This window comes from Streptomyces sp. E-08 (assembly GCF_049913095.1).
In the GTDB taxonomy this organism is placed as follows: Bacteria; Actinomycetota; Actinomycetes; order Streptomycetales; family Streptomycetaceae; genus Streptomyces.
Window position 1 is genome coordinate 4,034,616 of record NZ_CP183971.1, and the last position, 23,078, is coordinate 4,057,693.

The following is a 23,078-nucleotide window of genomic DNA, read 5'->3' on the forward strand; positions in this document are numbered from 1 at the left end:
CTTCACAAATTTGTGAAACTACCGTACGTTCAGAAGCATGACGAAGGCAATCAGCGTCGTCGGACTCCACAAGTCCTTCGGGCGCACCCACGCGCTCGACGGCCTCGACCTCACCGTCGAGACCGGCGAGGTCCACGGCTTCCTCGGCCCCAACGGCGCCGGGAAGTCCACCACCATCCGGGTCCTCCTGGGCCTCCTCCGCGCCGACTCGGGCGCCGCCCGGCTCCTCGGCCGCGACCCCTGGAAGGACGCCGTCGAACTGCACCGGCGGCTCGCGTACGTCCCCGGCGACGTCACCCTCTGGCGCAACCTCTCCGGCGGCGAGGTCATCGACCTGTACGGCAGGCTGCGCGGAGCCGGAGGGCTCGACCGGGCCCGGCGCGCCGAACTCGTCGAACGCTTCGAGCTCGACCCCACCAAGAAGGGCCGCACCTACTCCAAGGGCAACCGGCAGAAGGTCGCCCTGGTCGCCGCCTTCGCCGCCGACGTCGACCTGCTCGTCCTCGACGAGCCGACCAGCGGCCTCGACCCGCTGATGGAGGAGGTCTTCCAGGACTGCGTGCGCGAGGCCCGGCGGCAGGGGCGGACGGTGCTCCTGTCCTCGCACATCCTCAGCGAGGTCGAGGCGCTCTGCGACCGGGTGAGCATCGTCCGCAAGGGCCGGACCGTCGAGTCGGGTTCGCTCGCGGAGTTGCGGCACCTCACCCGTACCAGCGTCACCGCCGAACTCTCCGGACCGCCCGACGGCCTCGCCTCGCTGCCCGGCGTCCACGGCTTCGACGTGCGCGGCGGCCGGGTGACGTTCCAGGTCGACACCGACAAACTCGACGCCGTCCTCCGCTCCCTGACCGCGTCCGGCGTACGGAGCCTGACCTCCACCCCGCCGACCCTGGAGGAGCTCTTCCTCCGGCACTACACGGAGGAGGCCGTCCGATGACCGGCACGGGCACCTCCACCGGCCTCCGCGCCCGTGGCGCCGAGGGGGCCGGCACCCTCACGCGGCTCGCGCTGCGCCGCGACCGGCTCACGCTCCCCCTCTGGGCCCTGGTCACCGGCGGCATGGTCGCGAGCGGCGCCGGATCCCTGGAGGGCCTGTACGGCACGGCCGCCGAGCGGGCCGACGCCGCCGCGTCGATGACCGCCAACAGCTCGGTGCGCGCGCTGTACGGACCGGTCTTCGGCGACTCCCTCGGCGGGCTCGTCGCCTGGCGGTTCGGCACCTTCGGCGCGGTCCTCGCCGCCGTCGCGAGCCTGATCGTGGTGATCCGGCACACCCGCGAGGAGGAGGAGACGGGCCGTCAGGAGATGCTGTCCGCCGGGGCGGTGGGCCGCCGGGCCCCCCTGACGGCGGCGCTCCTCGCCGCGCTCGTCCTCAACACGGCCGTCGCCCTCCTCGTCACCGCCGGTCTCGCCGGACAGGGCGCGGCCGGGGCGCTCGCGCTCGGCCTGGCGATCGGCGGCACCGGCATGGTCTTCGCGACCCTGGCCGCGCTCGCCGCCCAGGTCACGGAGAGCGCCCGGCTCGCGAAGGGCCTGGCGGCGGCCGTCCTGGGCCTGGCGTTCGTCCTGCGGGCCGCGGGGGACGCGGGCGGCGCGTCCTTCCTGACGTGGCTCTCGCCGATCGGATGGGCCGAGCAGGTCCGCGCCTTCGCCGACGAGCGCTGGTGGGTGCTGCTCCTGATCGCCGCGGCCGTCCTGGTCCAGACGGCGGCGGCGTACGCGCTGACCGCCCGCCGGGACGTCGGCGCGAGCTTCCTCGCGACCCGTCCCGGCCCGGCGGAAGGCCGTCTCACCGGCGCCGAGGCACTCGCGTGGCGGCTCCAGCGCGGCACGCTCCTCGGCTGGTCGCTCGGCTTCCTGCTCGGCGGGCTCGTCTTCGGCGGGATGGTCGAGGGCGCGGCCGACCTCGTCGGCGACAACGAACGGGCCCGCGAGATCTTCGAGCGGATGGGCGGCCAGAGAGCGCTGACCGACGCCTTCCTCGCCACCATGGTCTCCCTGTTCGGAATGCTCGCGGCGCTGTACGCGGTCGGGTCCGTGCTGCGGGCGCACGGCGAGGAGACCTCGGGGCGGGCCGAACCGCTCCTCGCGGGCGCCCTCGGCCGGCTCCGCTGGGCCGCCGGGCACCTCGTGATCGCCTTCGGCGGCTCCGCCCTGATCCTCGTCCTCGCCGGACTCGGCCTGGCCCTCTCCTACGGACACGAGGCCGGGCCGGTCATGGGTGCCGCGCTCGTGCAGCTCCCCGCCGTCTGGACGCTCGCCGGGCTCGCGGTCCTACTCTGGGGCGCAGCCCCCAAGGCCGCGACCGCCGCGTGGGGCGTGGCCGGGCTGTGCCTGGCCCTCGGCTGGATCGGCCCCGCGCTCGGCCTGCCTCAGGCCGTCCTGGACCTCTCCCCCTTCGGGCACCTGCCGAAGCTGCCGGGGCCGGACATGACATGGCCTCCGGTCCTGGCCCTGACGGCCCTGACGGCGACCCTGACGGCGGCGGGCCTGGCGGGGCTGCGGCGCCGGGACGTGACGGGCTGAGGCTTTGACGGCGGCGGGGCGCGGCAGCGGGACGTGACGGGTGAGGCTCTGACGGCAGCGGGGCGCGGCGCCGGGACGTGACGGGCTGAGGCGTCCGTAGGGCCTGTGTACGGCTCAGGAGCGGGCCGGGGACTCCGGCATGAGCGTGCGGGCCAGCACCTCCAGCGCGTTGGTGACCTCCCTCAGGCGCTGCGGATCGTCGGACCCCAGCGCCGCGGCGAGGGCGCCCTCGATCCGGGTGGCCCGCACCTCCGCCACGCGGTCGGACGCCTCCCCGGCCGGGCGCACGAGGACGCGGCGGCGGTCGGCGGGGTCCGGCACGGCCCGCACCGATCCGGCCTCCTTCAGGCGGGCCACGGCGGTGGACACCTGGCTCTGCGGCAGACCGGTCCGGGCGGCGATCTCGCCGACGGCGCTGTCGGGGTGGGCGGCGACGTCACCGGCGACGATCAATACCAGGCGGGCGCTGCCGGCATACCGGCTCTCGCCACCGGGGGGCTCGGGCAGCGACTCCTCGCCGATCTTCATCAGGACGCGGCCCAGCAGGAACAGTTCGGCTCCATTCACTCCGTCAACATACATCCAGTTCGATTCATCCGACTTGATGTATCGAGAGTGATGCATCGGTATTGATGTATCCAATTCGATGGAATAACGTGGAGGAAGACGGAGGGCGCGAGGCCCACCGCACGAAGGGGGAGCATCATGACCGAGGCCACGACCACCACCGCGACGCCGACCACCGTGACGACGAGCACCACCGTGACGACGAGCACCACCGCGACCGTGGGCACGCTCGACGTGCCCGGGGCGGTCCTGCACCACCAGGTCCGCGGCACGGGCCCGACGCTCCTCATCTCGCAGAGCGGAGAGGGCGACGCCGACCGCACCACCGACCTCGTCGACCGGCTCGCCGACTCCTACCGGGTGATCACCTACGACCGCCGCGGCCTCTCCCGCAGCCGGCTCGACGCCCCGGAGCGGGGGGCGACGCTGGTCGAGCACGCGGACGACGTCCACCGCCTCCTCACCGCCCTCACCGACGAGCCCGTCCTCATGCTCGGGTGCAGCCTGGGGGCCGTCATCGGGCTGCACGCGGCCGTGCGCCACCCCGGCCTCATCCACACGCTCGTCGCCCACGAGCCGGTCGCCCCGCGCCTGCTGCCCGACGGGGAGCGCGCCCGTCACGAGCAGGAGCTCACCGCGCTCCAGGAGCTGTACGGCCAGGGCGGCCTCGGCGCCGCGCTGCCGGAGATCGCCCGGACCCTGGGCATAGACCCCACCCGCGCCGACGCCGAGCCCGGCCTGACGCCCCAGCCGATGAACGACCTGCGGATCGCCAACTTCGACCATTTCATCCGCCACGACTTCAGCGCGATCGTCCAGGACACCCTCGACCCCGCCGCGCTGGCGCACACCGGCACGCGCATCATCCCCGCGGCCGGCCGCACCACTCCCCGCACCGTCTTCGACTACTCCTGCGCGACCTCGCTCGCCGAGCTCGTCGGCCACGAGCTGGTCGAGTTCCCCGGCGGCCACAACGGCAACACCAGCCACCCGGAGGCCTACGCGGCCCGCCTCCGCCAGGTCCTGGCGGGCACATGCTGAGCCGAGGGTCCGGGTCACAGCTCCACGAGCAGCTCCTCGAAGCCCCGGATGACGTAGCCCGGCTTCCACACCGGTTCCGCCGCGAGCCTCAGACCCGGGGCCTGCCTCAGCAGCTCGCCGAAGACGGCGGTCAGTTCGAGGCGGGCGAGCGGGGCGCCGAGGCAGTAGTGGATGCCGGCGCCGAAGGTGATGTGCGGGTTGTCGGCCCGTTCGAGGTCGAGGACGTCGGCGGTGGGGCCGAAGCGGGCGGGGTCGCGGTTGGCGGATCCGAAGAGGAGCGCGACCTCGGAGCCGCGCGGGATGGTGACGCCGCCGAGCTCGATGTCGTCGAGGACCCAGCGCTCGAACATCTGGAGCGGGGTGTCGTAGCGCAGAAGTTCTTCCACAGCTGTGGACAACTTTTCGGGATCCGGACGGACGCCCTGCCGGAGGAGCGTCCACCAGCCGTTGACCGTGGTGTTCACGGTGGCCTCGTGGCCCGCGTTGAGGAGCAGGACGCAGGTGGAGATCATCTCCTGTTCCGTCAGCTCCTCCACCGCGATCAAGGACGAGATCAGGTCCTCCCCCGGGCTCTTCCGCCGCCGCGCGATCAGCTCCCGCAGGTAGTCCGAGAACTCGACCGAGGCCTCGACCGCCCTTCGGGCCGTCTCCTCCGACGGGTTCAGCTCGAACATCCCGCAGATCGCCGCCGACCAGGGCCGCAGCCTCCGCCGCTCCTCGTCCTCCTCGGGGACGCCCAGCATCTCGGCGATCACCGCGACCGGCAGGGGCTCGGCGACGGCGGACAGCAGATCGCCGCCGCCCGCCGCCACCAGGTCACCGACGAGGCCGGCGGCCAGCCTCCGCACCGTCGGCGCCAGGTTCTCCACGGTCCTCGGTGTGAACGCCTTGGAGACGAGCCGCCGGATCCGGGTGTGGTCGGGCGCCTCCAGATCGAGCAGCCCGTGGTCGTTGAGCGTGTGGAACGGCTCGTGCGCGGCGTCCGGAGGCGTCCGCCCGAACTCCTCGTGCGTGAAGCGATGGGTGTACGTCCGGCCCAGGCGCCGGTCCCGCAGCAGCGCCGACACGTCCTCGTGGTGCGGGATCAGCCACTGGCGGGTGGGACCGTGCCAGTGGGCGCGCCCGGCGGCGCGCAACCGGGCGTAGGCGGGATAGGGATCGGCGACGAACTCCGCCGACCAGGGGTCGTACACAGCGTCAACAGCGTCCATGCCCGGACGCTACCCCCGGCACCGCGCCGGCGGGCGGGAGACGGGGCGCCGCGCCACCGCCGGGACCCGCCTCAGCCTCCGACGCGCACCAGGCCCGCCTCGTACGCGAAGACCGCCGCCTGGGTCCGGTCGCGGAGGCCCAGCTTCACCAGGATCCGGCTGACGTGCGTCTTGATCGTCGACTCGGCGACGACGAGATGGTCGGCGATCTCGGCGTTCGACAGGCCCTGGGCGATGAGGACCAGGACCTCCGTCTCCCGCTCCGTCAGCTCCCCGATCTGCGCCATCGCGGGCGGGCGCGGAGACGTCCCCGGCGCCTTCGCGAACTCGGTGATCAGCCGGCGGGTGACGGTCGGCGCGAGCAGCGCCTCGCCGGCCGCGACGACCCGGACGCCGTCCGCGAGCTGCCGGGCCGAAGCGTCCTTGAGGAGGAAGCCGGAGGCCCCGGCGCGCAGCGCCTGGTACACGTACTCGTCGAGGTCGAAGGTCGTCAGGACCAGCACCTTCGCGTCCGCGTCGGCGGCGACGATCTCCCGGGTGGCATCGATGCCGTTCAGCTCGGGCATCCGGATGTCCATGAGGACCACGTCGGGGCGGAGGGCGGCGACCTGCGCGATCGCCTCCCGGCCGTTGACCGCCTCGCCGACGACCTCGATGTCCGGCATCGCGCCGAGCAGCACCGAGAAGCCCTCACGGACCATCATCTGGTCGTCGACGATCAGTACGCGGATCACTGCTCGGCCTCCTCACGGCTCACGGGGACGAAGGCCGTCACCTCGTAGCCACCGTCCTCGGTGGCCTCGGCCGTCATCTCCCCGCCCAGCATCGTCACACGCTCCCGCATGCCGGTGATGCCGTGCCCGGCACCCGGGGAGGGCTTCACGAGCCCGCGGGCCGGACCGTTGGCGATGCGCAGCCCCAGACCGCCCAGGACGTAGCTGACCTCGACCTTCGCGGCCGCTCCCGGCGCGTGCCGGAGCACGTTCGACAGGGCCTCCTGGACGATCCGGTACGCGGAGAGCTCCACGCCCTGCGGCAGCTCGCGCACCGCGCCGGTCACGGTCTTCTCCACGTCGAGCCCGGCCTCGCGGACGTTGGCGACGAGCGCGTCCAGGTCGCCGAGGGTGGGCTGCGGGGCGTCGGGCGCCTCGTAGTCCTCGGCCCGTACGACACCGAGGATGCGGCGCAGCTCGGTCAGCGCGGCGACGGCGTTCTCCCGGATGGTGAGGAAGGCCTGCTCCAGCTCCGGCGGCGGGTTCTCCACCCGGTACGGGGCGGCCTCGGCCTGGATGGCGACGACGGACATGTGGTGGGCGACGACGTCGTGCAGTTCCCGCGCGATGGTCGTCCGCTCCTCCAGGAGGGTCCGCCTGGACCGCTCCTGCGCGGTGACGGTCTGCTGGGCGGAGACCTCGCGGTCGGCCTGGCGGCGGACCTGGAAGACGGTGACGGTGAGGAGGACCAGCGCCGCGACGAACAGCAGCGGGATCGAGTCGGAGCCTCGTCCGACCCCGAGGAACACCTCGGAGAAGAGGCAGTAGCCGGCGGTCACCACCCACATCCACGCGGCCGTACGGGGCCGGGTCCGGGCGGCGACGACGGCGAGAACCACCAGGTGGGCGGCGAGCGAGTTCGCCGCCCAGGGCCAGCCGATCTCGTAACCGGAGATGTACCCCACGAAGGGAGCCGTCGCGAGCGAGGCCCAGAAGGCGAGCACCGGACGGACCAGTGTGAGCAGCACGATCGCGGCCGGGACGGAGGTGGTCACGAGCGCCAGCAGACCGAAGGAGTAGTAGATGCGGTCGTAGCCGAGGCCGAAGACGATCACGGCGCAGAACGCCACGACCGCGTGCGGGAGCAGCCCCGCGTAGATCCGTATGCGCCGGGGCAGGAAGCGTGTCGGGCCGCTGTCGACGTCCATGCGCGACAGCGGCCGGAAGGCGAAGGCGTCGTGGAAGAGATCCGCGCGCAGTCCACCGAGGGCGTTCTGCGCCAGGCGGAACTCGGGGCTGCGGCTCGTCTCGGAGGATTGTGTCTGGGTCACACGAACCACGGTACGGGCGGTGGGGGACCCGGTCGTCCCGCTGGATGCGGATCCTTCCGGGTCCCCCTTGAGGACTAGCAGGCCTCAGGCGACGCTGTTGAACGTGGTGCCCTCGCCCGCGTACAGGTTCGTCGTCACGCGCGCGAAGGGGGCGGTGGCGGAGCCCGTCGAGCGGTAGACGTACGTGCCGGACGCCCCGTAGGCGATCAGGTCCGGGCGGCCGTCGCCGTCGACGTCGCCCGCGCCGACGAGCTGGGAGAAGGCGCCCCAGCCGCCGCCGACCTTCACGCGGGTGGTGAAGTTGCCGCGGCCGTCGCCCTGGTAGAGCCAGAGGACGCCGGCGGTGTCGCGCGCGACGAGGTCGCCCGCCGACGTGCCCGCGATGTTCCCGACGGCCGTGAGCTGGTTGTAGACGCCCCAGCCGCCGCCGACCCGCGCGCGGGTCGCGAAGGGGGTCGTCGAGGAGCCCGTGCCCTTGTAGAACCAGAGCGTGCCGGAGGCGTCCGTGGCCAGGAGGTCCGCGCGGCCGTCGCCGTCGAGGTCGGAGCCGCCGGTGAGCTTGGTGTAGCCGCCCCAGCCACCGCCGACCCTCACCCGGGTGTCGAAGGCTCCGAAGGTGTCGTAGCCCTTGCCCTGGTACTGCCAGAGCACGCCCGAGCCGTCGAGGGCGACCAGGTCGCCGGCCTGGTTGCCCGCGATGTTCCCGACAGCCTCGATCTGCTTGTAACCGCCCCAGCCCGCGCCGACCCGGATGCGACGGGCGGTCTCGACCCTGCCGTCGACCGGCTGGTTCCGCAGGTCGTCGCGCCACAGCACGCCGGAGGCGTCCCGGGCGAGGACGTCGGTGGAGCCGTTGTTGTTGTAGTCGTGCGTGTTGGCCGCGCGGACGACGAGCATCTCCGCGCCCTCGTAGACCGGCTCGCCGGTGCCGTCGAGGAGCTTCGCCTCGGCCTCGATCGCGTACCTGCCGCCCGGGGCGTCCACTCCGTCGAGGGTGCCGTCCCAGCTGAAGCTGAACCGGTTGCCCTCGGCCGGCGCGTTCACGCGCGTGCGGTACGCCTGCTCCGTGACGGTGTTCGTCAGGGTGACGTCGATGTAGGCCTCGCGGTGGGACAGCGTCCAGGCCAGCGTCACCCGGCCGCCGGTCCGGTCGAGGTCCACCGACTCGGGGATGTCGCTCCGCTCGATCCTCAGGTCGACCAGCGGGGCCTCGTCGGCCGCCTTGGTGACCTGCGGGGTGCCGTCCTGGGCGATCTCGATCCGGAACAGGCCCCTGCCGTCGGCGGCCCGCGCGCCGCGCGCCACCACGGTGCCGTCGCTCGCGATCCGCGCGCCGGAGCCGGAGTCCAGGAGCTCGCGGATCTCGCCGGTGGTCAGGGAGACGGCCCGGACGGGCTCCGTGGGGTTGCCGTAGACCAGCCAGTCGCCGACGAGCGCGCTGAACCACTCGTCGCCGTGGGCGCCGAGGACGGTCCGCTTCTCCGCGCCGGTCTTCCGGTCGACGGACGTGATGAAGTCGCCGGTGCCGGCCTGGTAGCCGAACCAGGCCACGTGCGAAGAGGAGAAGGACACGTCGCCGAAGTCGAACCAGGACTCGGGGGAGGCGTACGTCTCGGTCACCTTGCCGGCGGCCACGTCCACCAGGGCCCGGCCACCGGTCCGCGCGCCCTCCGGCCCCTGCGCGTAGCCGACGAGGACGGAACCGTCCCGGGCCACCGAGCCGAAGAAGTCGGTGGCCTCCGCGGGCAGCCCCGCGATCTTGCGGCTGGTCGTCGTCGCGCCGTCCTTGGTCACGACGTGCAGCTCGGCCCGGCCGACCTCGTTCATGACCTGCGCGAGCACGCTCGTCGGGCTCAGCACGGCCACGTAGTTGGCGTTCAGCGCGCCGAGGTCGATGTCGACGCCCGGGGCGGCCGGGGTGGCCATGTTCCGCAGGGTGATCGACCGCATGTTCACGGACCAGCCGGCGTCGCCGAGGACCACCACGTCACCGGCCCCCGTCACCCAGCCGCCGCCCTCGGGCGTCTCGAGCGGGGTCGCGGCGCCGCCGTCGTACGGCGTCCACCGCAGGTGCCGGACGCCGTCCGGGGTGTACGCGTAGGTGAGGAAACCGGAGGCGCCCACGCCTCCGAAGCCGGTGCCCTCCGGGAAGACCGGAAGGACGGTGTCGTTCTGGCCGGCCGGGGCCGCGACGGCGGCCGGGGTGGCCGCGAGCGCGGCCGGGGCGGTGGCCAGGGTGCCGGCGCCGAGCGCGGTGACGGCGAGGGCGGCCGTGACGGCCAGGGCAAGACGGGTGGAGCGGAGCTGCAAGGTGAAACCTCCACGAGAAGAGCGGACACGGGAGTGCCGTGCCCGATGAGACTCGTCGGCGGCTCGAAGGGTTGTACGAGAGGTCTCGGATCACCAGGCCAGCTGGGCGATCTCCTCCGCCACCACCGCGCACGCGTCCGCCGCCGGGTCGATCAGCGGGAAGTGGCCGATCCCCTCCAGGAGCGTCAGGCCGACCTCCTCGCCCGCCTTCGCCGCCGCCTCCGCGTACGCCTCGGCCACGGCGTACGGCACGACGATGTCCTCGCGGCCCTGGACGACGGTCGTCGCGATGCCCGTCGGAAGGAGGACGGACGGGTCCGCGACCGCCGCCCGCGCCCCGTACTCCGCGTCGCCGCCCAGGAGTTCCGTCACCGCACCGCCGCACACCCCCAGCTCCACCGCCCGCCCGAAGTGGGCGATCGGGGCCAGGGCCACGACCCCGCGCAGGTCCGGCGGGGCGGGGAGCCGCCACGGGGACCCGGCGGGCAGGACGTGCCGGGCGGCGGCCCACAGCGCGAGGTGGCCGCCCGCCGAATGACCGGTGAGGACCGTCCGCCGCGGGTCGGCCTGCGGCAGGTGCGCGGCGGCGAGCTCCGGTACGGCGTCGATCGCGGCCGCCACGTCGTCGAAGGTCTCCGGCCAGCGCCCGGCCACCGGGGCCGTACCGCCCTGGTGCGGGAGGCCGGGCCCGCGCCGGTACTCGACGCTCGCCACGGCGAAGCCCCGGCGGGCCAGGAAGTCCACGAAAGGAGTCAGGTGCTGCCGGTCGTACGGTGCCCGCCAGGCACCGCCGTGCAGGGCGACGACGAGCGGGGCGCCGGCACGCCCGTCGCGCGGGGCGTAGAAGTCGACCACCTGGTCCGGGTGGGAGCCGTACGCGGCGGTGGCGTCCGGGGCGACGGCCGGGTGCGAGAAGGCCGACGCCTCTTCGGCGGCATCGCGCGCGGCGGGGTCCGGCATGGTGTTCCAACCTCTCGGGTACGCGGCCGAATTGGCCTGACCTGCGGGGACGGTACCAGCACCGGAGCCCCCGCAGATCAGGCGATGATCCGACCTACCGAAGAACCTCCGCGAGGATCCTCGCCGCCCGCTCGGCGTCCGCGAAGCCCACGTACAGCGGCGTGAACCCGAACCGCAGGACGTCCGGACGGCGCAGGTCCCCGACGACCCCGCGCTTGATCAGCTCCGGCATCACGGCGGCCGCGTCGGCGCAGCGCAGCGCCACCTGGCTGCCGCGCTCGCCGTGCGCCCCGGGGGTCACGGAGGTGACGCGGCCCGCGGGCACGTACGCCTCGACGCACTCCAGGAAGAAGTCCGTCAGCGCGAGCGACTTGGCCCGCACCTCCTCGATGCCGACCCCGTCCCAGACGTCGAGCGCCGCTTCGAGGGCCAGCATGGAGAGGATGTCGGGCGTGCCGACCCGGCCGCGGAGCGCGCCGGTCGCCGCCTCGTAGCCGGGGGTCATGCCGAACGGGTCGGCGTGCGAGTTCCAGCCGGGCAGGGGCGAGTCGAAGGCGCCCTGGTGGCGCTCGGCGACGTACAGGTACGCGGGCGAACCGGGTCCGCCGTTGAGGTACTTGTAGGTGCAGCCGACGGCCAGGTCGACCCCGTGCGCGTCCAGGCCGACGGGCAGCGCGCCGGCGCTGTGGCACAGGTCCCAGACGGCGAGCGCGCCCGCCGCGTGGAGCGCGGCGGTCAGCCCGGGCAGGTCCTGGAGCCGGCCCGTGCGGTAGTCGACGTGGTTGACGAGCGCGAGCGCCGTGCGGTCGCTCACCGCGGCCGCCATGTCGGCCGGATCGCAGGGCACGATCTCGTGACCCGTCATCCGCGCCGCGGACTGCGCGATGTACCCGTCCGTGGGAAACGTCGTCGCGTCGACGAGGATCTCGTCCCGGGCGTCACCGTTCAGCCGGGCCGCCGCGACGACCGCCTTGAAGACGTTCACGCTCGTGGAGTCGCCGACCACGATCTGCCCCGGGGCGGCCCCCACGAGGGGGGCGATCCGGTCGCCGATCCGCTCCGGCGCGGTCCACCAGCCGGACTCGTCCCAGGAGCGGATGCGCAGCTCGCCCCACTCGCGGGTGATGACGTCGGCCATGCGGGCCGGGACGTGCGCGGGCAGGGCGCCCAGCGAGTTGCCGTCCAGGTAGACGGTGCCCTCGTCGAGCGCGAACTTCGCGCGGTGCCCGGCAAGCGCGTCGGCCGCGTCGAGGCGGGCGGCCCTCTCCTCGTACGTCTCAGACATGGCTGCGGGCCGTCCAGAGCTCGGGGAACACGTTCTTCTGGGCCCTCTTCTCCAGCCAGGCCACGCCGGCGGAGCCGCCGGTGCCGGTCTTCGCGCCCATCGCGCGCCGGGTCGCCACCAGGTGGTCGTTGCGCCAACGCCAGACCAGTTCGGCGACGTCGCTGAGCGCCTCGCCGAGCCGGACGAGCTCGGTGTTCTGGTCGGCGTCCGCGTATATCCCGGCCCAGACCGCCTCGACCTCGGGCGAGGGCTCGTACCGCTGCGCCAGGTCACGGCCGAGGACCGACGCCGGCACGGGCAGGCCGCGCCGGGTGAGGAGCCCGAGGACCTCGTCGTACAGGCTGGGCTCCTGGAGCGCCTTCTCCAGCTCGGCGTGGACGCGCGGCGCGCCCCGGTGGGGGACGAGCATCGACGCGGACTTCTCGCCGAGCAGGAACTCCATGCGCCGGTACATGGCCGACTGGAAGCCGGAGCCCTCGCCGAGCGCCGCCCGGTAGGCGTTGAACTGGCCGGGGGTCAGCTGGGCGAGCGGACGCCAGGAGTGGTTGAGCGCCTCCAGCTCGCGCACGGAGCGCTTGAGCGCGTCCATCGCGACCGGGACGCGGTCCTCGCGCAGGGCCCGGCTCGCGGTCTCCCACTCGTGGACGATCACCGTGAACCACAGCTCCATGACCTGGGTGGTGACCAGGAAGACCATCTCGCCGGGGTCGTCCGAGCGGAGGTGCTGGAGGTGCGTGAGGACGTCCGCCTGGACGTAGTCCTCGTACGGCGTCGTGCCCGCGAAGTCGAGGTTCGGGTCGTCGACGACCGAGCCGGCTCCGGAGGCATCGGGAGAACCTGAGAAGGCTGACATTTCTGTCTCCTCGATATGTGCTACCGGGTAGCGGTCCGCTCCACCGTGTTCGCCACGGGAGCTCCGGTCCCCTCGGGAGGCGGGCTTCTTCGCGCGCGTCCCAAGCGCATCATGACACGAATCGGAGTTCGATCAACAGGGACGCCCTCTCCCCCGCAGGAGGGGGAGAGGGCGTGCCGCGACCTGCGGGGGACCGTCAGCCGAGCGTCTCCGCCGCGGTCTCCGAGGAGTCCCTCAGGAACGTCGTGCAGCGCTCGTACTCGTCCTTCTCGCCGATCTCGCCGGCCGCCCGGGCCAGGGAGTGCAGCGCGCGCAGGAAGCCGCGGTTCGGCTCGTGCTCCCACGGCACCGGGCCGTGGCCCTTCCAGCCGTTGCGGCGCAGCGCGTCCAGGCCGCGGTGGTAGCCGGTACGGGCGTAGGCGTACGACTCGACGACCGCCCCGCGCTCGTAGGCGTCGTCGGCGAGCTGCGCCCAGGCGAGCGAGGACGTCGGGTACTTCGCGGCGACGTCCGCCGGCGGCGTCCCGTTCGCGAGCAGCTCGCGCGGACCCGGGTCGTCGGGCAGGTGGGTGGGGGCCGGTCCCCCCAGGAGGTTCTCGTGGATGGCCATGGGCCCCAGTCTGCCTCAGGAGCGCGTCCCGCCGTCCCCGTCCCGCCCGGGGTCCCCCTCCTTCGCACGGGCGTCCCGCCGCCCGGGGTCCAGGGGCGGGGCCTGCACCCCGCAGTGGACCTTGCACTCCGGGTGGCAGGAGGCGGGCTCGGCCGGGGTGCGCATCGTCGTCCAGGCGAGGGCCGCGCCCACCACCAGGATCCCCGCGCACATCGGCATCGCCCGCCGGAACGTCGCGTCGAACTCGTCCGCCGACAGGTACGCGTCCGGGCCCATCCCGGCGAGCAGCGGCAGCGCCGCCACCGCGACGAGACCGGCCGCGCGGGCCGCCGCGTTGTTGATGCCGCTCGCGAGGCCCGCCCGGGACACGTCCACCGAGGCGAGGACCGTCGCGGTCAGCGGGGCGACCAGGGCCGTCATGCCGACGCCGAGGACGAACGTCGCCGGCAGCACGTCCCGTACGTACGAGGCGTCCTCCCCGACCCGCAGCATCAGCAGCATGCCCGCCGCGCACAGCAGCGGCCCCACGGTGAGCGGGATCCGGGGCCCGATCTTCTCCCCCAGCTCCCCGGACTTGGCCGAGAACAGCAGCATGAGCACGGTCGTCGGCAGCAGGGCCGTGCCGGCGCCGAGCGCCGAGTAGCCGGAGACCACCTGGAGCTGGAGGGCCGCCAGGAAGAAGAAGCCGCCGAACGCCGCGTAGACGCACAGCGTGACCAGGTTGACGGAGGTGAACAGCCGCGAGGCGAAGATCGACGGCGGCACCATCGCCCGCTCCCCGCGCCGCCGCTCCACCACCACGAACCCGGCCCCGACCAGCACCCCGGCCACCCCGGCCCACCAGGCGGCGCCGATCAGGGCGTACGTGACGAGCCCCAGCCCCGCCGCGCCCAGGAATGCGCCGAGAACGTCGAACCGCCCGTGCGCGGCCTCGTCCCGCGACTCCGGCACGTGCCGCAGGGCCACGGGCACGCAGACGGCCGCGAGCGGCACGTTCAGCAGGAACACCCACCGCCAGCCGGGACCGTCCACCAGCCAGCCGCCCACGAACGGGCCGATCGCCGCGCCCACCCCGCCGAAGCCCGACCAGAGCCCGACGGCCCGTGCCCGGTCGTCCTCGTGGAAGCTGGCCTGGATCAGCGCGAGGGAGCCGGGCGTGAGCAGCGCCCCGCCGACGCCCTGGAGTGCGCGGGCCCCGATCAGTATCCCGGCGTTCGGGGCGAGCCCGCACAGCAGCGAGGCGAGGGCGAACCACACCACGCCTGTGACGAAGACCTTCCGCCGCCCGAACCGGTCGCCGAGCGAGCCGCCGAGCAGGATCAGCCCGGCCAGCGTCAGCATGTAGGCGTTGACCGTCCACTGGAGGACGGCGAGGTCGGCGCCCAGGTCCTCGCCGATGTGCGGCAGGGCGACGTTGACGACGGTCGAGTCGAGCAGCGCCATCCCGGACCCGAGGACGGTGGTGAACACGATCCACCGGCCGGTCCCCGAGGCCATCCGCACGTCCCGCACGCCCGCACCCGCACCCATGTCTGCATCGTCCCGCGAAGCGGGACGTCCCGCGCGCCGGGCCCGGGCCGTGCGCCGGGTTCGGACCGCGCGCCGGGTTCAGGCCGTGCGCCGGGTTCGAACCGTGCGCCTGGTTCAGGCCGTGCGCAGTCGGTTCGCCGCCCTGACCAGGGCGTCCACGCCCCGTTCGGCCTTGCTCCGGGGACAGCCGACGTTCAGCCGGACGAAGCCGGGCGTGCCGTACACCCCGCCCGGCATGATCGCGACCTTCTCCGCCTCCACCAGCTCCTCCTGGAGCCGGGTCTCCTCGATCCCGAGGGGCCGCAGGTCGATCCAGGCCAGGTAGCCGGCCTGCGGGGGCGTCCAGTCCACGCCCGGCAGACCCGCCAGACGCTCCCGGACCAGCTCCATCGTGCCCGCCACATAGCCGCGCAGCTCGTCCAGCCAGGCCGCGCCCTGCCGGTACGCGGCGATGTGGGCGGTCAGCGAGAGCACGGCGGGCGAGGCGAGGCCCTCGCCGGTCTCCATGCGCCGGATGAACGCCGCCCGCTCGTCGGGGTCGCCGATCATGCCGTACGAGCCGGAGAGGGCCGGGAAGTTGAAGGCCTTCGTGCCGGAGGTGACCAGGGCCCAGCGACGGCCCCGTCCCGGCTCGGCGATCCGGGTCCACGGGACGTGCCGGTGGCCGTCGGTCGTCAGGTCGGCGTGGATCTCGTCGCTGACGACGGCCGCGCCGTGCCGTTCGGCCAGCTCGGCGAAGCCCCTGAGCTCCTCCTCCGTCCACACCCGGCCGGTCGGGTTGTGCGGGGAGCAGAGCAGCAGCATCCGGCTGTCCGGCCGGGCGAGCTCCCGCTCCAGGGCCTCGGGGTCGCCGAGCGGGACGCCCCGCAGTTCGCGCCCGAGCCCGGTGACGGCCTTGCGGAAGCCGTCGTACGTGGGGGTGTGGACGACCACGCCGTCGCCGGGGGCGGTCCACATCTGGAGGAGCTGCGAGAGCTGGGAGAGCACCGAGGGCGCGTACACCAGGGTGCCGGGGTCGATCTCGGCGCCGTACCGGCTCGCGTACCAGTGGCGGATCGCCTCCCGGAACTCCCCGAGCCGCCAGTCCGTGTAGCCGAAGACCCCGTGGTCGACCCGCTCGCGCAGTGCCGCGAGGACCTCCGGCGGGGACGCGAAGTCCATGTCGGAGATGGTGAACGGCAGCAGGTCGGAGACGCCGAAGCGGTCCGCCACGCCGTCCCACTGGACCGACCAGGTCCCGTGCCGGTCTATCTGCCGGTCGAAGTCGTACATCAGCCCTCCATGGACGCACGAGGGCCCGGCACCTCGGGAGGTACCGGGCCCGTCGCTCACACGCTTACTTCAGCTTCGTGCCGGTCGAGCGCAGCGCCGCGCACGCCTCGGTCACGCGGACGGCCATGCCGGCCTCGGCCAGCTTGCCCCAGGTGCGCGGGTCGTAGGTGGACTTCTTGCCGACCTCGCCGTCGACCTTCAGGACACCGTCGTAGTTGCGGAACATGTGGTCCACGACCGGGCGGGTGAAGGCGTACTGGGTGTCGGTGTCGAGGTTCATCTTCACGACGCCGTTCTCCAGGGCGGTGGCGATCTCCTCGGCCGTCGAGCCCGAGCCGCCGTGGAAGACGAAGTCGAACGGGTCGGCCTTGCCGAACTTGGCGGCGACACCGGCCTGGAGGTCCTTGAGGAGCTCCGGGCGGAGCACGACGTTGCCCGGCTTGTAGACGCCGTGGACGTTGCCGAAGGACGCGGCGAGCAGGTAGCGGCCCTTCTCGCCCAGGCCGAGGGCCTCGGCGGTGCGGATGGCGTCGTCGACGGTGGTGTACAGCTCGTCGTTGATCTCGTGCGTGACGCCGTCCTCCTCGCCACCGGTCGGGGTGATCTCGACCTCAAGGATGATCTTGGCGGCGGCGGCCTTGGCGAGCAGCTCCTGGCCGATGGCCAGGTTGTCACCGAGGGTCTCGGCGGAGCCGTCCCACATGTGCGACTGGAACAGCGGGTTCTCGCCACGGGCGACGCGCTCGGCGGAGACGTCGAGCAGCGGACGGACGTAGCCGTCCAGCTTGTCCTTCGGGCAGTGGTCGGTGTGCAGGGCGACCGTGATGTCGTACTTCGCGGCGACGATGTGCGCGAACTCGGCCAGGGCAACGGCGCCCGTGACCATGTCCTTGTTGTACTGACCGCCCAGGAACTCGGCACCGCCGGTCGAGATCTGGATGATGCCGTCGCTCTCGGCCTCCGCGAAGCCGCGCAGCGCAGCGTGCAGGGTCTGGGACGAGGTCACGTTGATGGCCGGGTAGGCGAACTTGCCTGCCTTCGCCCGGTCGAGCATCTCGTTGTAGACCTCGGGGGTTGCGATGGGCATTCGTCCGCTCCTTGTGATGTGCGGGGTGTGTGCGTTGCTGTCCCTGACCTAGGGGCGACGTCATCGTCGCCGCCCATCTTTCCAGACTCTTGTGCGGGCTCCCACGGGCACGGCATGCCGAAGGGCGGGGTGTTTCACGTGAAACACCCCGCCCCTGGGTAAAAACGCAGGTCAGGACCGCTCCGGCCGGGGTCCGGGACCTAAGTCACGACTTCGCGGCGGTTACGCCAGGCCAAGATCGCCGAGCTGGTAGCCCGTGAGGTACGGGAGACCCGCGTCGGCGATGGCCCCGGCGGCGCCCCGGTCCACGATCGTGGCGACGGCGACGACCTCGCCACCGGCCTCGCGGACGGCCTCGACGGCGGTCAGCGGCGAGCCGCCGGTGGTCGAGGTGTCCTCGACGACGAGGCAGCGACGGCCCTTGACGTCCGTGCCCTCGATCCGGCGCTGCATGCCGTGCGCCTTCTGCGCCTTGCGGACGACGAAGGCGTCGAGGCGCTGCCCGCGCGCGGCGGAGGCGTGCAGCATCGAGGTCGCGACCGGGTCGGCGCCGAGGGTGAGGCCGCCGACGCAGTCGAAGTCCAGGTCGGCCGTGAGGTCGAGCATGACCTGACCGACCAGGGGCGCGGCCTCGCCGTCCAGCGTGATGCGACGCAGGTCGATGTAGTAGTCGGCTTCCAGACCCGAGGAGAGGGTCACCTTGCCGTGCACCACGGCCTTGTCCTTGATCTGCTGGAGCAGTTCAGCGCGTACGTCAGTCATGCCCCTGAGCTTAGAGCCGCCGCCAGCTCCAGGTGCTCGCGACCTCCAGGGGGTCGATCGGGGTGACCAGGCGCGGCAGGGTGTTGAGGCCGTTCGGCGGGCCGGACTGCGGCTCCACGCAGACGGCGTCCTCGGGCTCGTCGTAGATCACGACCCACTCCGCGCGGCTCGCGACCTTCAGCTCCAGCTCCCCGGGCCAGGTGAGGGTGACGTCGACGCCGTCGGGCATGCCGAAGCAGTCGTCCCAGGGGCCGGGGAGCGGGTCGATGCGGCGGCCGGTGGGGAGGTGGTTCTCGCCGCGCTCCTCCTGCCAGGCGGGGGTGAAGCCGATCGTGACGTCCTGACCGCCCCCACCCAGGTTGCGCAGGAACCAGGGGTGCCAGCCGGCCTGCGCCGGGAAGGAGTCGTCGTAGGTCTCGACGCCGAAGCGGAGCGTGAGGGAGTCCTCGGCCAGCTCGAAGACCTGGGTGACCCGGCCCTTGTACGGCCAGGGGTCGTCGAGTTCGCAGGTGAACACGGCCTCGGTCGCCGAGGTCCGGGCGGACTTCCAGGCACGGTCGCGGACGGTGCCGTGGATGGCGTGCGGGGCGGCGTTGACCGGCAGCTGGTGCGTGGTGACGCCGTTGCGGAAACGGCCGTTCTCGGTCCGCCCGCACCAGGGCACCATCGGGAAGCTTCCGTACCGCTCGCCCTGGCGCAGCACCTCGGTGTCGCCGATGCGCAGGCTCTCGATCCGGCAGCCGTGTTCGGCGTTGATGGTCAACTCGGCGTCGCCCGCCGTCAGTCGCGTCTGCATGCTCACGCCCCGACCCTAAGGCCTGGCGCTGTGTCAGCGGCGGCGGCGCAGCGCCCGGCCGACGACGACGGCCGAGGCCAGCGCGAGGGCCGCGGCCGGCGCGATCCAGCGCAGGGTGGCACCGGCGCTCGTCGCCTCGGGGGCGGGGACGGGGGCGTACCGGCCGCGGGGCGGGGCGTGGTCGACCTCCTCGGCGCTCCGCCCGATCATGGTCCGGCGGGCGTGGGCGGCCTCGGCCGCCGGCTGCGGGGCCGGGAAGTCGATCGGGGTGTCGGCGAAGTCCTCTTCGAGGAGGGGTTCGAGGGAGGGCGGCACGACCGGTGTACCGAGGTCGGCGCCCCGGACGGGCGGCTCCTCCACCCCGTCGTCGACCCCGTCGTCGTCGGTGTCGTCGTCGGTGCCGACGGCGTCCTCCGTCGGCTCCTCCGACGGCTCCTCCGTCAGCGCGGCCACGGCCTCCACGAACTTGTCGAGGAGCTTGGCGCCCGCCGTGGCGCGCGCCTCGTCCGTCGCGTCGGCGAGCCGGCCGACCGCCGTGAGGGCGCCGGTGAAGCTCAGGCTGGTCCCCTCGGCCACCGGGGTGAGGACGACGGTGAGGGACAGCTCCGCCGAGCCCTTGCCGCGGGCTTCGGTGCCCTCCCCCTCGTAGGTGATGGCACCGTCGCGCTCGACGACCCGCAGGGCGCCCCGGTAGGTGATGGTGCCGCCGCCGACCCGTACCTTGAGGCGGCCCGTGAGGGGGCCCGCCTCCGCGTCGGCGTCCCGCTGGAGACCGGGCACGCAGCGCACCACGCGGGCCGGGTCCGTGAGCGTCGCGCGCAGGGCCTCGGCCGGGACGGGAACGAACACCTCATGCTCCATGGAAGCCGAGCCTACTCAGGGCGGGGCGCGGCGTCGCCTGTTTCCGCCCGGCGAACGGGTCGGGCCCGCGGCGGGACCGGACCGGTCGGGCCCGTGGCGAGGCCGGACCGGTCGGCCCCCGGCGAGGCCGGACCGGTCGGCCCCCTGCCCAGGCCCGACCGGTCGGCACCGTGCCCAGGCCCGACCGGTCGGCACCGTGCCCGGGCCCGATCGGTCAGGCCCCGTAGCGGGGGTGCACCAGGGTCGAGGGCGGTGGTGCGGCGCTGCCGCGGGTCCGCTCGGCGCGGCGCGCGGCGCTCTCCAGGGTCCCCGCGCCGAGCGACCGCAGCCGGGGCGCGCCGGGGGCGAGGCCGAGCGCGGGCGGCCGCCCGCCCCGTACGGCCAGGAGGAAGCCCCAGTCCCCCGGCCCCCGCACCGTGCCGCCCGTGCGGTCGGCGCGGTCGGGTCCCGCGGCGAAGCCGGGGGTGCGGCCGCTCGCGCTGTACGGGCGGGTGGCGAAGCCCGCGGCGCGCAGGGTGGCATCGACGGTCCAGTAGGTGCGGGGCCGGTCGGTGGCCGATCCGGCGTGCACGGCGAACCGCCCCGATGCGGTGAGCACCCGGGCCACCAGACCGTAGAACTCCTCCGAGTAGAGCTTGGTGCTGGGGGTGATCCCCGGGTCGGGCAGGTCGGAGATCACCACGTCGTACCGTTCCTGCAGACGATCGGCGGCGCCCCTCAGCCAGCGGAAGGCATCCGCGTAGACCACGCGGACGCGCGGGTCGCGGAAGGCCTGCGCGTTGAGCGCGGCGAGCGCCGGGTCCGTGCGGGCGAGGCGGACGACCCCCGGATCGAGCTCGACGACGGTGACGGAGCGGACCCCGGCGTAGCGGAGGGCCTCCCGGGCGGCCATCCCGTCGCCGCCGCCGACGATCAGCACGCGGGCGTGCGTGCCGTTCATCGCCGGGTGGACGAGCGCCTCGTGGTAGCGGTACTCGTCCCGGCCGGCCACCCGCAGGCGTCCGTCGAGGAACAGGTCGGGCGGCTCCTCGCTGCCCCCGGTCACCACGACCTCCTGGAGGTCGGTGTGGACGGCGACCCGCACCCGCTCCCCGTACACGGCCCGGCGCGCGGCCTGTTCGAAGTCGTCGACGAGGACGGTCGCGGTGGCGAGGAGGGCGAGGACGCCCACGTTCACGGCGACGAGAAGCGCACGGGACCGGCGGGTCAGGTCGCGCCGGAAGACCCAGAGCACGAGGCCGCCGCCGGCGACGGCGTTGACCGCGCCGGTGACGAGCGCGCCGGTGAGCTGACCGAGCCAGGGGAGCAGCAGGAAGGGGAAGGCGAGTCCGCCGACGAGCGCGCCGACGTAGTCGGCGGCGAAGAGGTCGGCGACCGTCCCGGCGGCGTCGTCCTGCTCCCCGAGAGAGGCCTGCCGCCCGGCCCGCCCCGCCTCACCGTGAGAGGCCTGCCCGAGAGACGCCTGCCCGAGAGACGCCTGCCCGAGGGGCGCCTGCCGCCCGGCTCGCACGGCACCGGAGGGACCCGCGCCGGAGTGCCCGGAGGGAGCCGCCCCGCCCGATCGCCCCGCCCGCTGTATGAGCGACATCAGGAGCGGGATCTCGGCGCCGATGAGCACGCCGATCGCGAGCGAGAACGCGACCAGCACGTACCGCGATTCGCCGAGCCAGGCGAAGGACGCGTACAGCACCATCGCCGAGCAGCCGCCGATCAGCGCGAGCCCGGCCTCGACCAGGCCGAAGCCGACGGCGGCGCGGCAGCGCAGCCGCTTGGCGAGGAGCGAGCCCACCCCCATCGCGAAGACCATCACGGAGAGCACGACGGAGGCCTGCGTGACCGAGTCGCCGATCAAGTAGGAGGCGAGCGCGACCAGTTCGAGCTCGTAGACCAGGCCGCAGGCGGCGCAGACGAAGACGACCGCGAGGACCGGGAACCGCACCGCCTCGCGCGGCGGCCGCACGGACCGCCGCGGGGGCGGCCGGCGCACCCTCGTGGGTGGCATGGTCACGGTCGGCTCGATCATGGCCGTAACGCTACGTCACACCTGTCACACGTTTTGTCACCCACACGAGTGCACATGGAGCTCCGGGAGGGCGCATCAGAGTGTTGCGGGCATACGTGCGCCGATACGGGTCCTGGTCACCACCAACTGCCCCTCCTGTGGGTAGGCGTGCCAGGTGCGCCACCGCACCTGGCCCTCGTGGCGCTGGGCCAGCATCGCCGTGAAGGCGTGCGGGGAGCCCGGGAAGGTCCCCGCGAGCCCGTTGGGGTGGTCGGCGACGAGCGCGAGCAGCTCCTGCGCGCGGCCCGCGAAGGAGCCGTGCGAGAGCGTCTCGACGCGCGCCGCGAATTCGTACTCCCACGCGCCGACGCGCTTGGAGACGCCGAGCGGGAGCGGGGTGCTGCTGCCGGCCATGCAGGCCACGGTCTCCGAGCAGTGGCGCCCACCCTCCTCCAGGAGGACCTGGTGGGAGGCGCCGAGCAGCCTCAACTGGAGCTTGGCTCCGGAGAGTTCGAGGTCGAGCACGGCGAGCGCGGGCAGCGGCTCGCGCCCGAGGGCCCAGGCCAGATCGGCCGCGCGGGTATCGGTGTATGAGGTCTTCAGGCTGGTGAGCATGGGTCGGCTCCGCAAACACGGTTTGACGGGTGGGCCGGGGGCGCCCCGGAGAAGGTTCCACGGGAGTGGGAATCGCCGGCTCGGGTCCACACACGGTCCGAGGGCTGTCTCTGTCAGGAGCGAGAGAACCACGGACCCCGGGCGACTCGCAGCGTTTTTACCCAACTTGCTGTGTTTTCCAACCCCTTCGGGGCCCCCACAGTTCACTTGTTCAATCAGCTGCCGCCCCCGCAGCCACCACCGCCACAGCCGGACCCGCAGGAGCTCCCCGACCCGCAGGAGCTGCTGCCGCCGCAGCCGCCGCCTCCGCCCCCGTCGGCCCAGTTGCCGCGGCTCCGGCCCTTGCGCCCGCCGCGCCGCCTGCTCCCGCCCTTACGGGTGCCGGAGAACACTCCGATCACCACGCACACGATGAAGAGAACGATGAAGAATTCCATCTGCACTACCCCCGTTCTTCTGTGCGAGGGGGATGCCCGGTACGGCCCCCCGTCAAAGCCGACTTGAGCGAGTCCAGAGCTTCAGCTGCACGAGGAGCTGGAACACGAGGACGAGGAGCAGGACGAGCTCGAACACGACGACGAGGAGCAGGAGTACGACGAGGACGAGGAGCAGGAAGAGGAAGAGGAAGAGGAAGAAGTGGAGGAAGGGGAGGAAGCGGACGACGAGGAGGACGAACCGGCCCACCAGCTGTCGCTTCCGCCGCCGCGCCTCGTCCCGCTCGTCCCCCTCATCCCACTGGCGACCAG

Annotated in this window: 21 protein-coding genes; 3 read left to right on the forward strand and 18 right to left on the reverse strand. The window is 73.3% G+C overall.

Annotated features, from left to right (window positions below; all coding sequences use genetic code 11):
* Positions 1-37: 37 nt before the first annotated feature.
* Both ACN9MM_RS18405 and ACN9MM_RS18410 read left to right on the forward strand, forming a co-directional pair.
* Positions 38-937, forward strand: coding sequence for an ATP-binding cassette domain-containing protein (locus tag ACN9MM_RS18405; protein ID WP_426364644.1), 900 nt, complete (start codon positions 38-40; stop codon positions 935-937).
* Positions 934-2,526: an ABC transporter permease gene (locus tag ACN9MM_RS18410; protein ID WP_426364645.1), complete on the forward strand. Its 1,593-nt coding sequence runs from the start codon at positions 934-936 to the stop codon at positions 2,524-2,526. The genes ACN9MM_RS18405 and ACN9MM_RS18410 overlap by 4 nt, the downstream gene beginning before the upstream one ends.
* 114 nt (positions 2,527-2,640) lie before the next feature.
* Here the strand turns inward: ACN9MM_RS18410 and ACN9MM_RS18415 are convergent, their stop codons facing one another.
* Positions 2,641-3,093 carry a MarR family winged helix-turn-helix transcriptional regulator gene (locus ACN9MM_RS18415; protein WP_426364646.1) on the reverse strand — a complete coding sequence of 151 codons (453 nt, stop codon included), beginning with the start codon at positions 3,091-3,093 and terminating at the stop codon, positions 2,641-2,643.
* Between the two features lie 138 nt (positions 3,094-3,231).
* Between ACN9MM_RS18415 and ACN9MM_RS18420 the strand changes: the two genes are divergently transcribed.
* The gene (locus ACN9MM_RS18420; RefSeq protein WP_426364647.1) at positions 3,232-4,134 is read left to right on the forward strand and encodes an alpha/beta fold hydrolase; all 903 of its coding nucleotides are present in this window, start codon (positions 3,232-3,234) and stop codon (positions 4,132-4,134) included.
* A gap of 14 nt (positions 4,135-4,148) precedes the next feature.
* On the opposite strand, the gene ACN9MM_RS18425 is transcribed toward ACN9MM_RS18420, so the two are convergent.
* The 17 genes from ACN9MM_RS18425 to ACN9MM_RS18505 all read right to left on the reverse strand — a co-directional run bounded on the left by ACN9MM_RS18425 (position 4,149) and on the right by ACN9MM_RS18505 (position 23,016).
* A complete protein-coding gene (locus tag ACN9MM_RS18425) occupies positions 4,149-5,345 on the reverse strand; it encodes a cytochrome P450 (RefSeq protein ID WP_426364648.1) in 1,197 nt (398 codons plus the stop codon).
* Between the two features lie 71 nt (positions 5,346-5,416).
* Positions 5,417-6,079 (reverse strand): response regulator, encoded by a 663-nt coding sequence (locus ACN9MM_RS18430; protein ID WP_382865282.1) that lies wholly within the window; start codon positions 6,077-6,079, stop codon positions 5,417-5,419.
* The gene (locus ACN9MM_RS18435) at positions 6,076-7,398 is read right to left on the reverse strand and encodes a sensor histidine kinase (protein WP_383696698.1); all 1,323 of its coding nucleotides are present in this window, start codon (positions 7,396-7,398) and stop codon (positions 6,076-6,078) included. The genes ACN9MM_RS18430 and ACN9MM_RS18435 overlap by 4 nt, the downstream gene beginning before the upstream one ends.
* A 75-nt stretch (positions 7,399-7,473) precedes the next feature.
* Positions 7,474-9,699 (reverse strand): FG-GAP repeat domain-containing protein, encoded by a 2,226-nt coding sequence (locus ACN9MM_RS18440; protein ID WP_426364649.1) that lies wholly within the window; start codon positions 9,697-9,699, stop codon positions 7,474-7,476.
* A gap of 90 nt (positions 9,700-9,789) precedes the next feature.
* Complete coding sequence (locus ACN9MM_RS18445) at positions 9,790-10,659, reverse strand: alpha/beta hydrolase (protein ID WP_426364650.1); 870 nt, start codon at positions 10,657-10,659, stop codon at positions 9,790-9,792.
* Between the two features lie 94 nt (positions 10,660-10,753).
* On the reverse strand, positions 10,754-11,944 hold the full coding sequence (gene kynU / locus ACN9MM_RS18450) for a kynureninase (RefSeq protein WP_426364651.1): 1,191 nt from the start codon (positions 11,942-11,944) through the stop codon (positions 10,754-10,756).
* Positions 11,937-12,797, reverse strand: a complete 861-nt coding sequence (locus ACN9MM_RS18455) for a tryptophan 2,3-dioxygenase family protein (protein ID WP_426364652.1) — start codon at positions 12,795-12,797, stop codon at positions 11,937-11,939. The genes kynU and ACN9MM_RS18455 overlap by 8 nt, the downstream gene beginning before the upstream one ends.
* Positions 12,798-12,993: 196 nt before the next feature.
* Entirely contained in the window at positions 12,994-13,407 is a 414-nt protein-coding gene (locus tag ACN9MM_RS18460) for a DUF3151 domain-containing protein (RefSeq protein WP_426364653.1), read from the reverse strand.
* A gap of 15 nt (positions 13,408-13,422) precedes the next feature.
* Positions 13,423-14,937: an MFS transporter gene (locus ACN9MM_RS18465; RefSeq protein ID WP_426364654.1), complete on the reverse strand. Its 1,515-nt coding sequence runs from the start codon at positions 14,935-14,937 to the stop codon at positions 13,423-13,425.
* Between the two features lie 114 nt (positions 14,938-15,051).
* Entirely contained in the window at positions 15,052-16,209 is a 1,158-nt protein-coding gene (locus tag ACN9MM_RS18470; protein WP_426364655.1) for a MalY/PatB family protein, read from the reverse strand.
* A gap of 64 nt (positions 16,210-16,273) precedes the next feature.
* Positions 16,274-17,296 (reverse strand): class II fructose-bisphosphate aldolase, encoded by a 1,023-nt coding sequence (gene fbaA / locus ACN9MM_RS18475; protein ID WP_382865259.1) that lies wholly within the window; start codon positions 17,294-17,296, stop codon positions 16,274-16,276.
* Between the two features lie 222 nt (positions 17,297-17,518).
* The gene (gene pyrE, locus ACN9MM_RS18480; protein WP_189803146.1) at positions 17,519-18,058 is read right to left on the reverse strand and encodes an orotate phosphoribosyltransferase; all 540 of its coding nucleotides are present in this window, start codon (positions 18,056-18,058) and stop codon (positions 17,519-17,521) included.
* A 10-nt stretch (positions 18,059-18,068) separates the two neighbouring features.
* Positions 18,069-18,854: an aldose 1-epimerase gene (locus tag ACN9MM_RS18485; RefSeq protein WP_426368769.1), complete on the reverse strand. Its 786-nt coding sequence runs from the start codon at positions 18,852-18,854 to the stop codon at positions 18,069-18,071.
* A gap of 33 nt (positions 18,855-18,887) precedes the next feature.
* Complete coding sequence (locus tag ACN9MM_RS18490; protein WP_426364656.1) at positions 18,888-19,715, reverse strand: SRPBCC family protein; 828 nt, start codon at positions 19,713-19,715, stop codon at positions 18,888-18,890.
* Between the two features lie 214 nt (positions 19,716-19,929).
* On the reverse strand, positions 19,930-21,738 hold the full coding sequence (locus tag ACN9MM_RS18495; protein WP_426364657.1) for a spermidine synthase: 1,809 nt from the start codon (positions 21,736-21,738) through the stop codon (positions 19,930-19,932).
* A gap of 75 nt (positions 21,739-21,813) precedes the next feature.
* A complete protein-coding gene (locus ACN9MM_RS18500; RefSeq protein WP_426364658.1) occupies positions 21,814-22,332 on the reverse strand; it encodes a DUF2617 family protein in 519 nt (172 codons plus the stop codon).
* A 489-nt stretch (positions 22,333-22,821) separates the two neighbouring features.
* Positions 22,822-23,016: a hypothetical protein gene (locus ACN9MM_RS18505; RefSeq protein WP_426364659.1), complete on the reverse strand. Its 195-nt coding sequence runs from the start codon at positions 23,014-23,016 to the stop codon at positions 22,822-22,824.
* Positions 23,017-23,078: the final 62 nt, after the last annotated feature.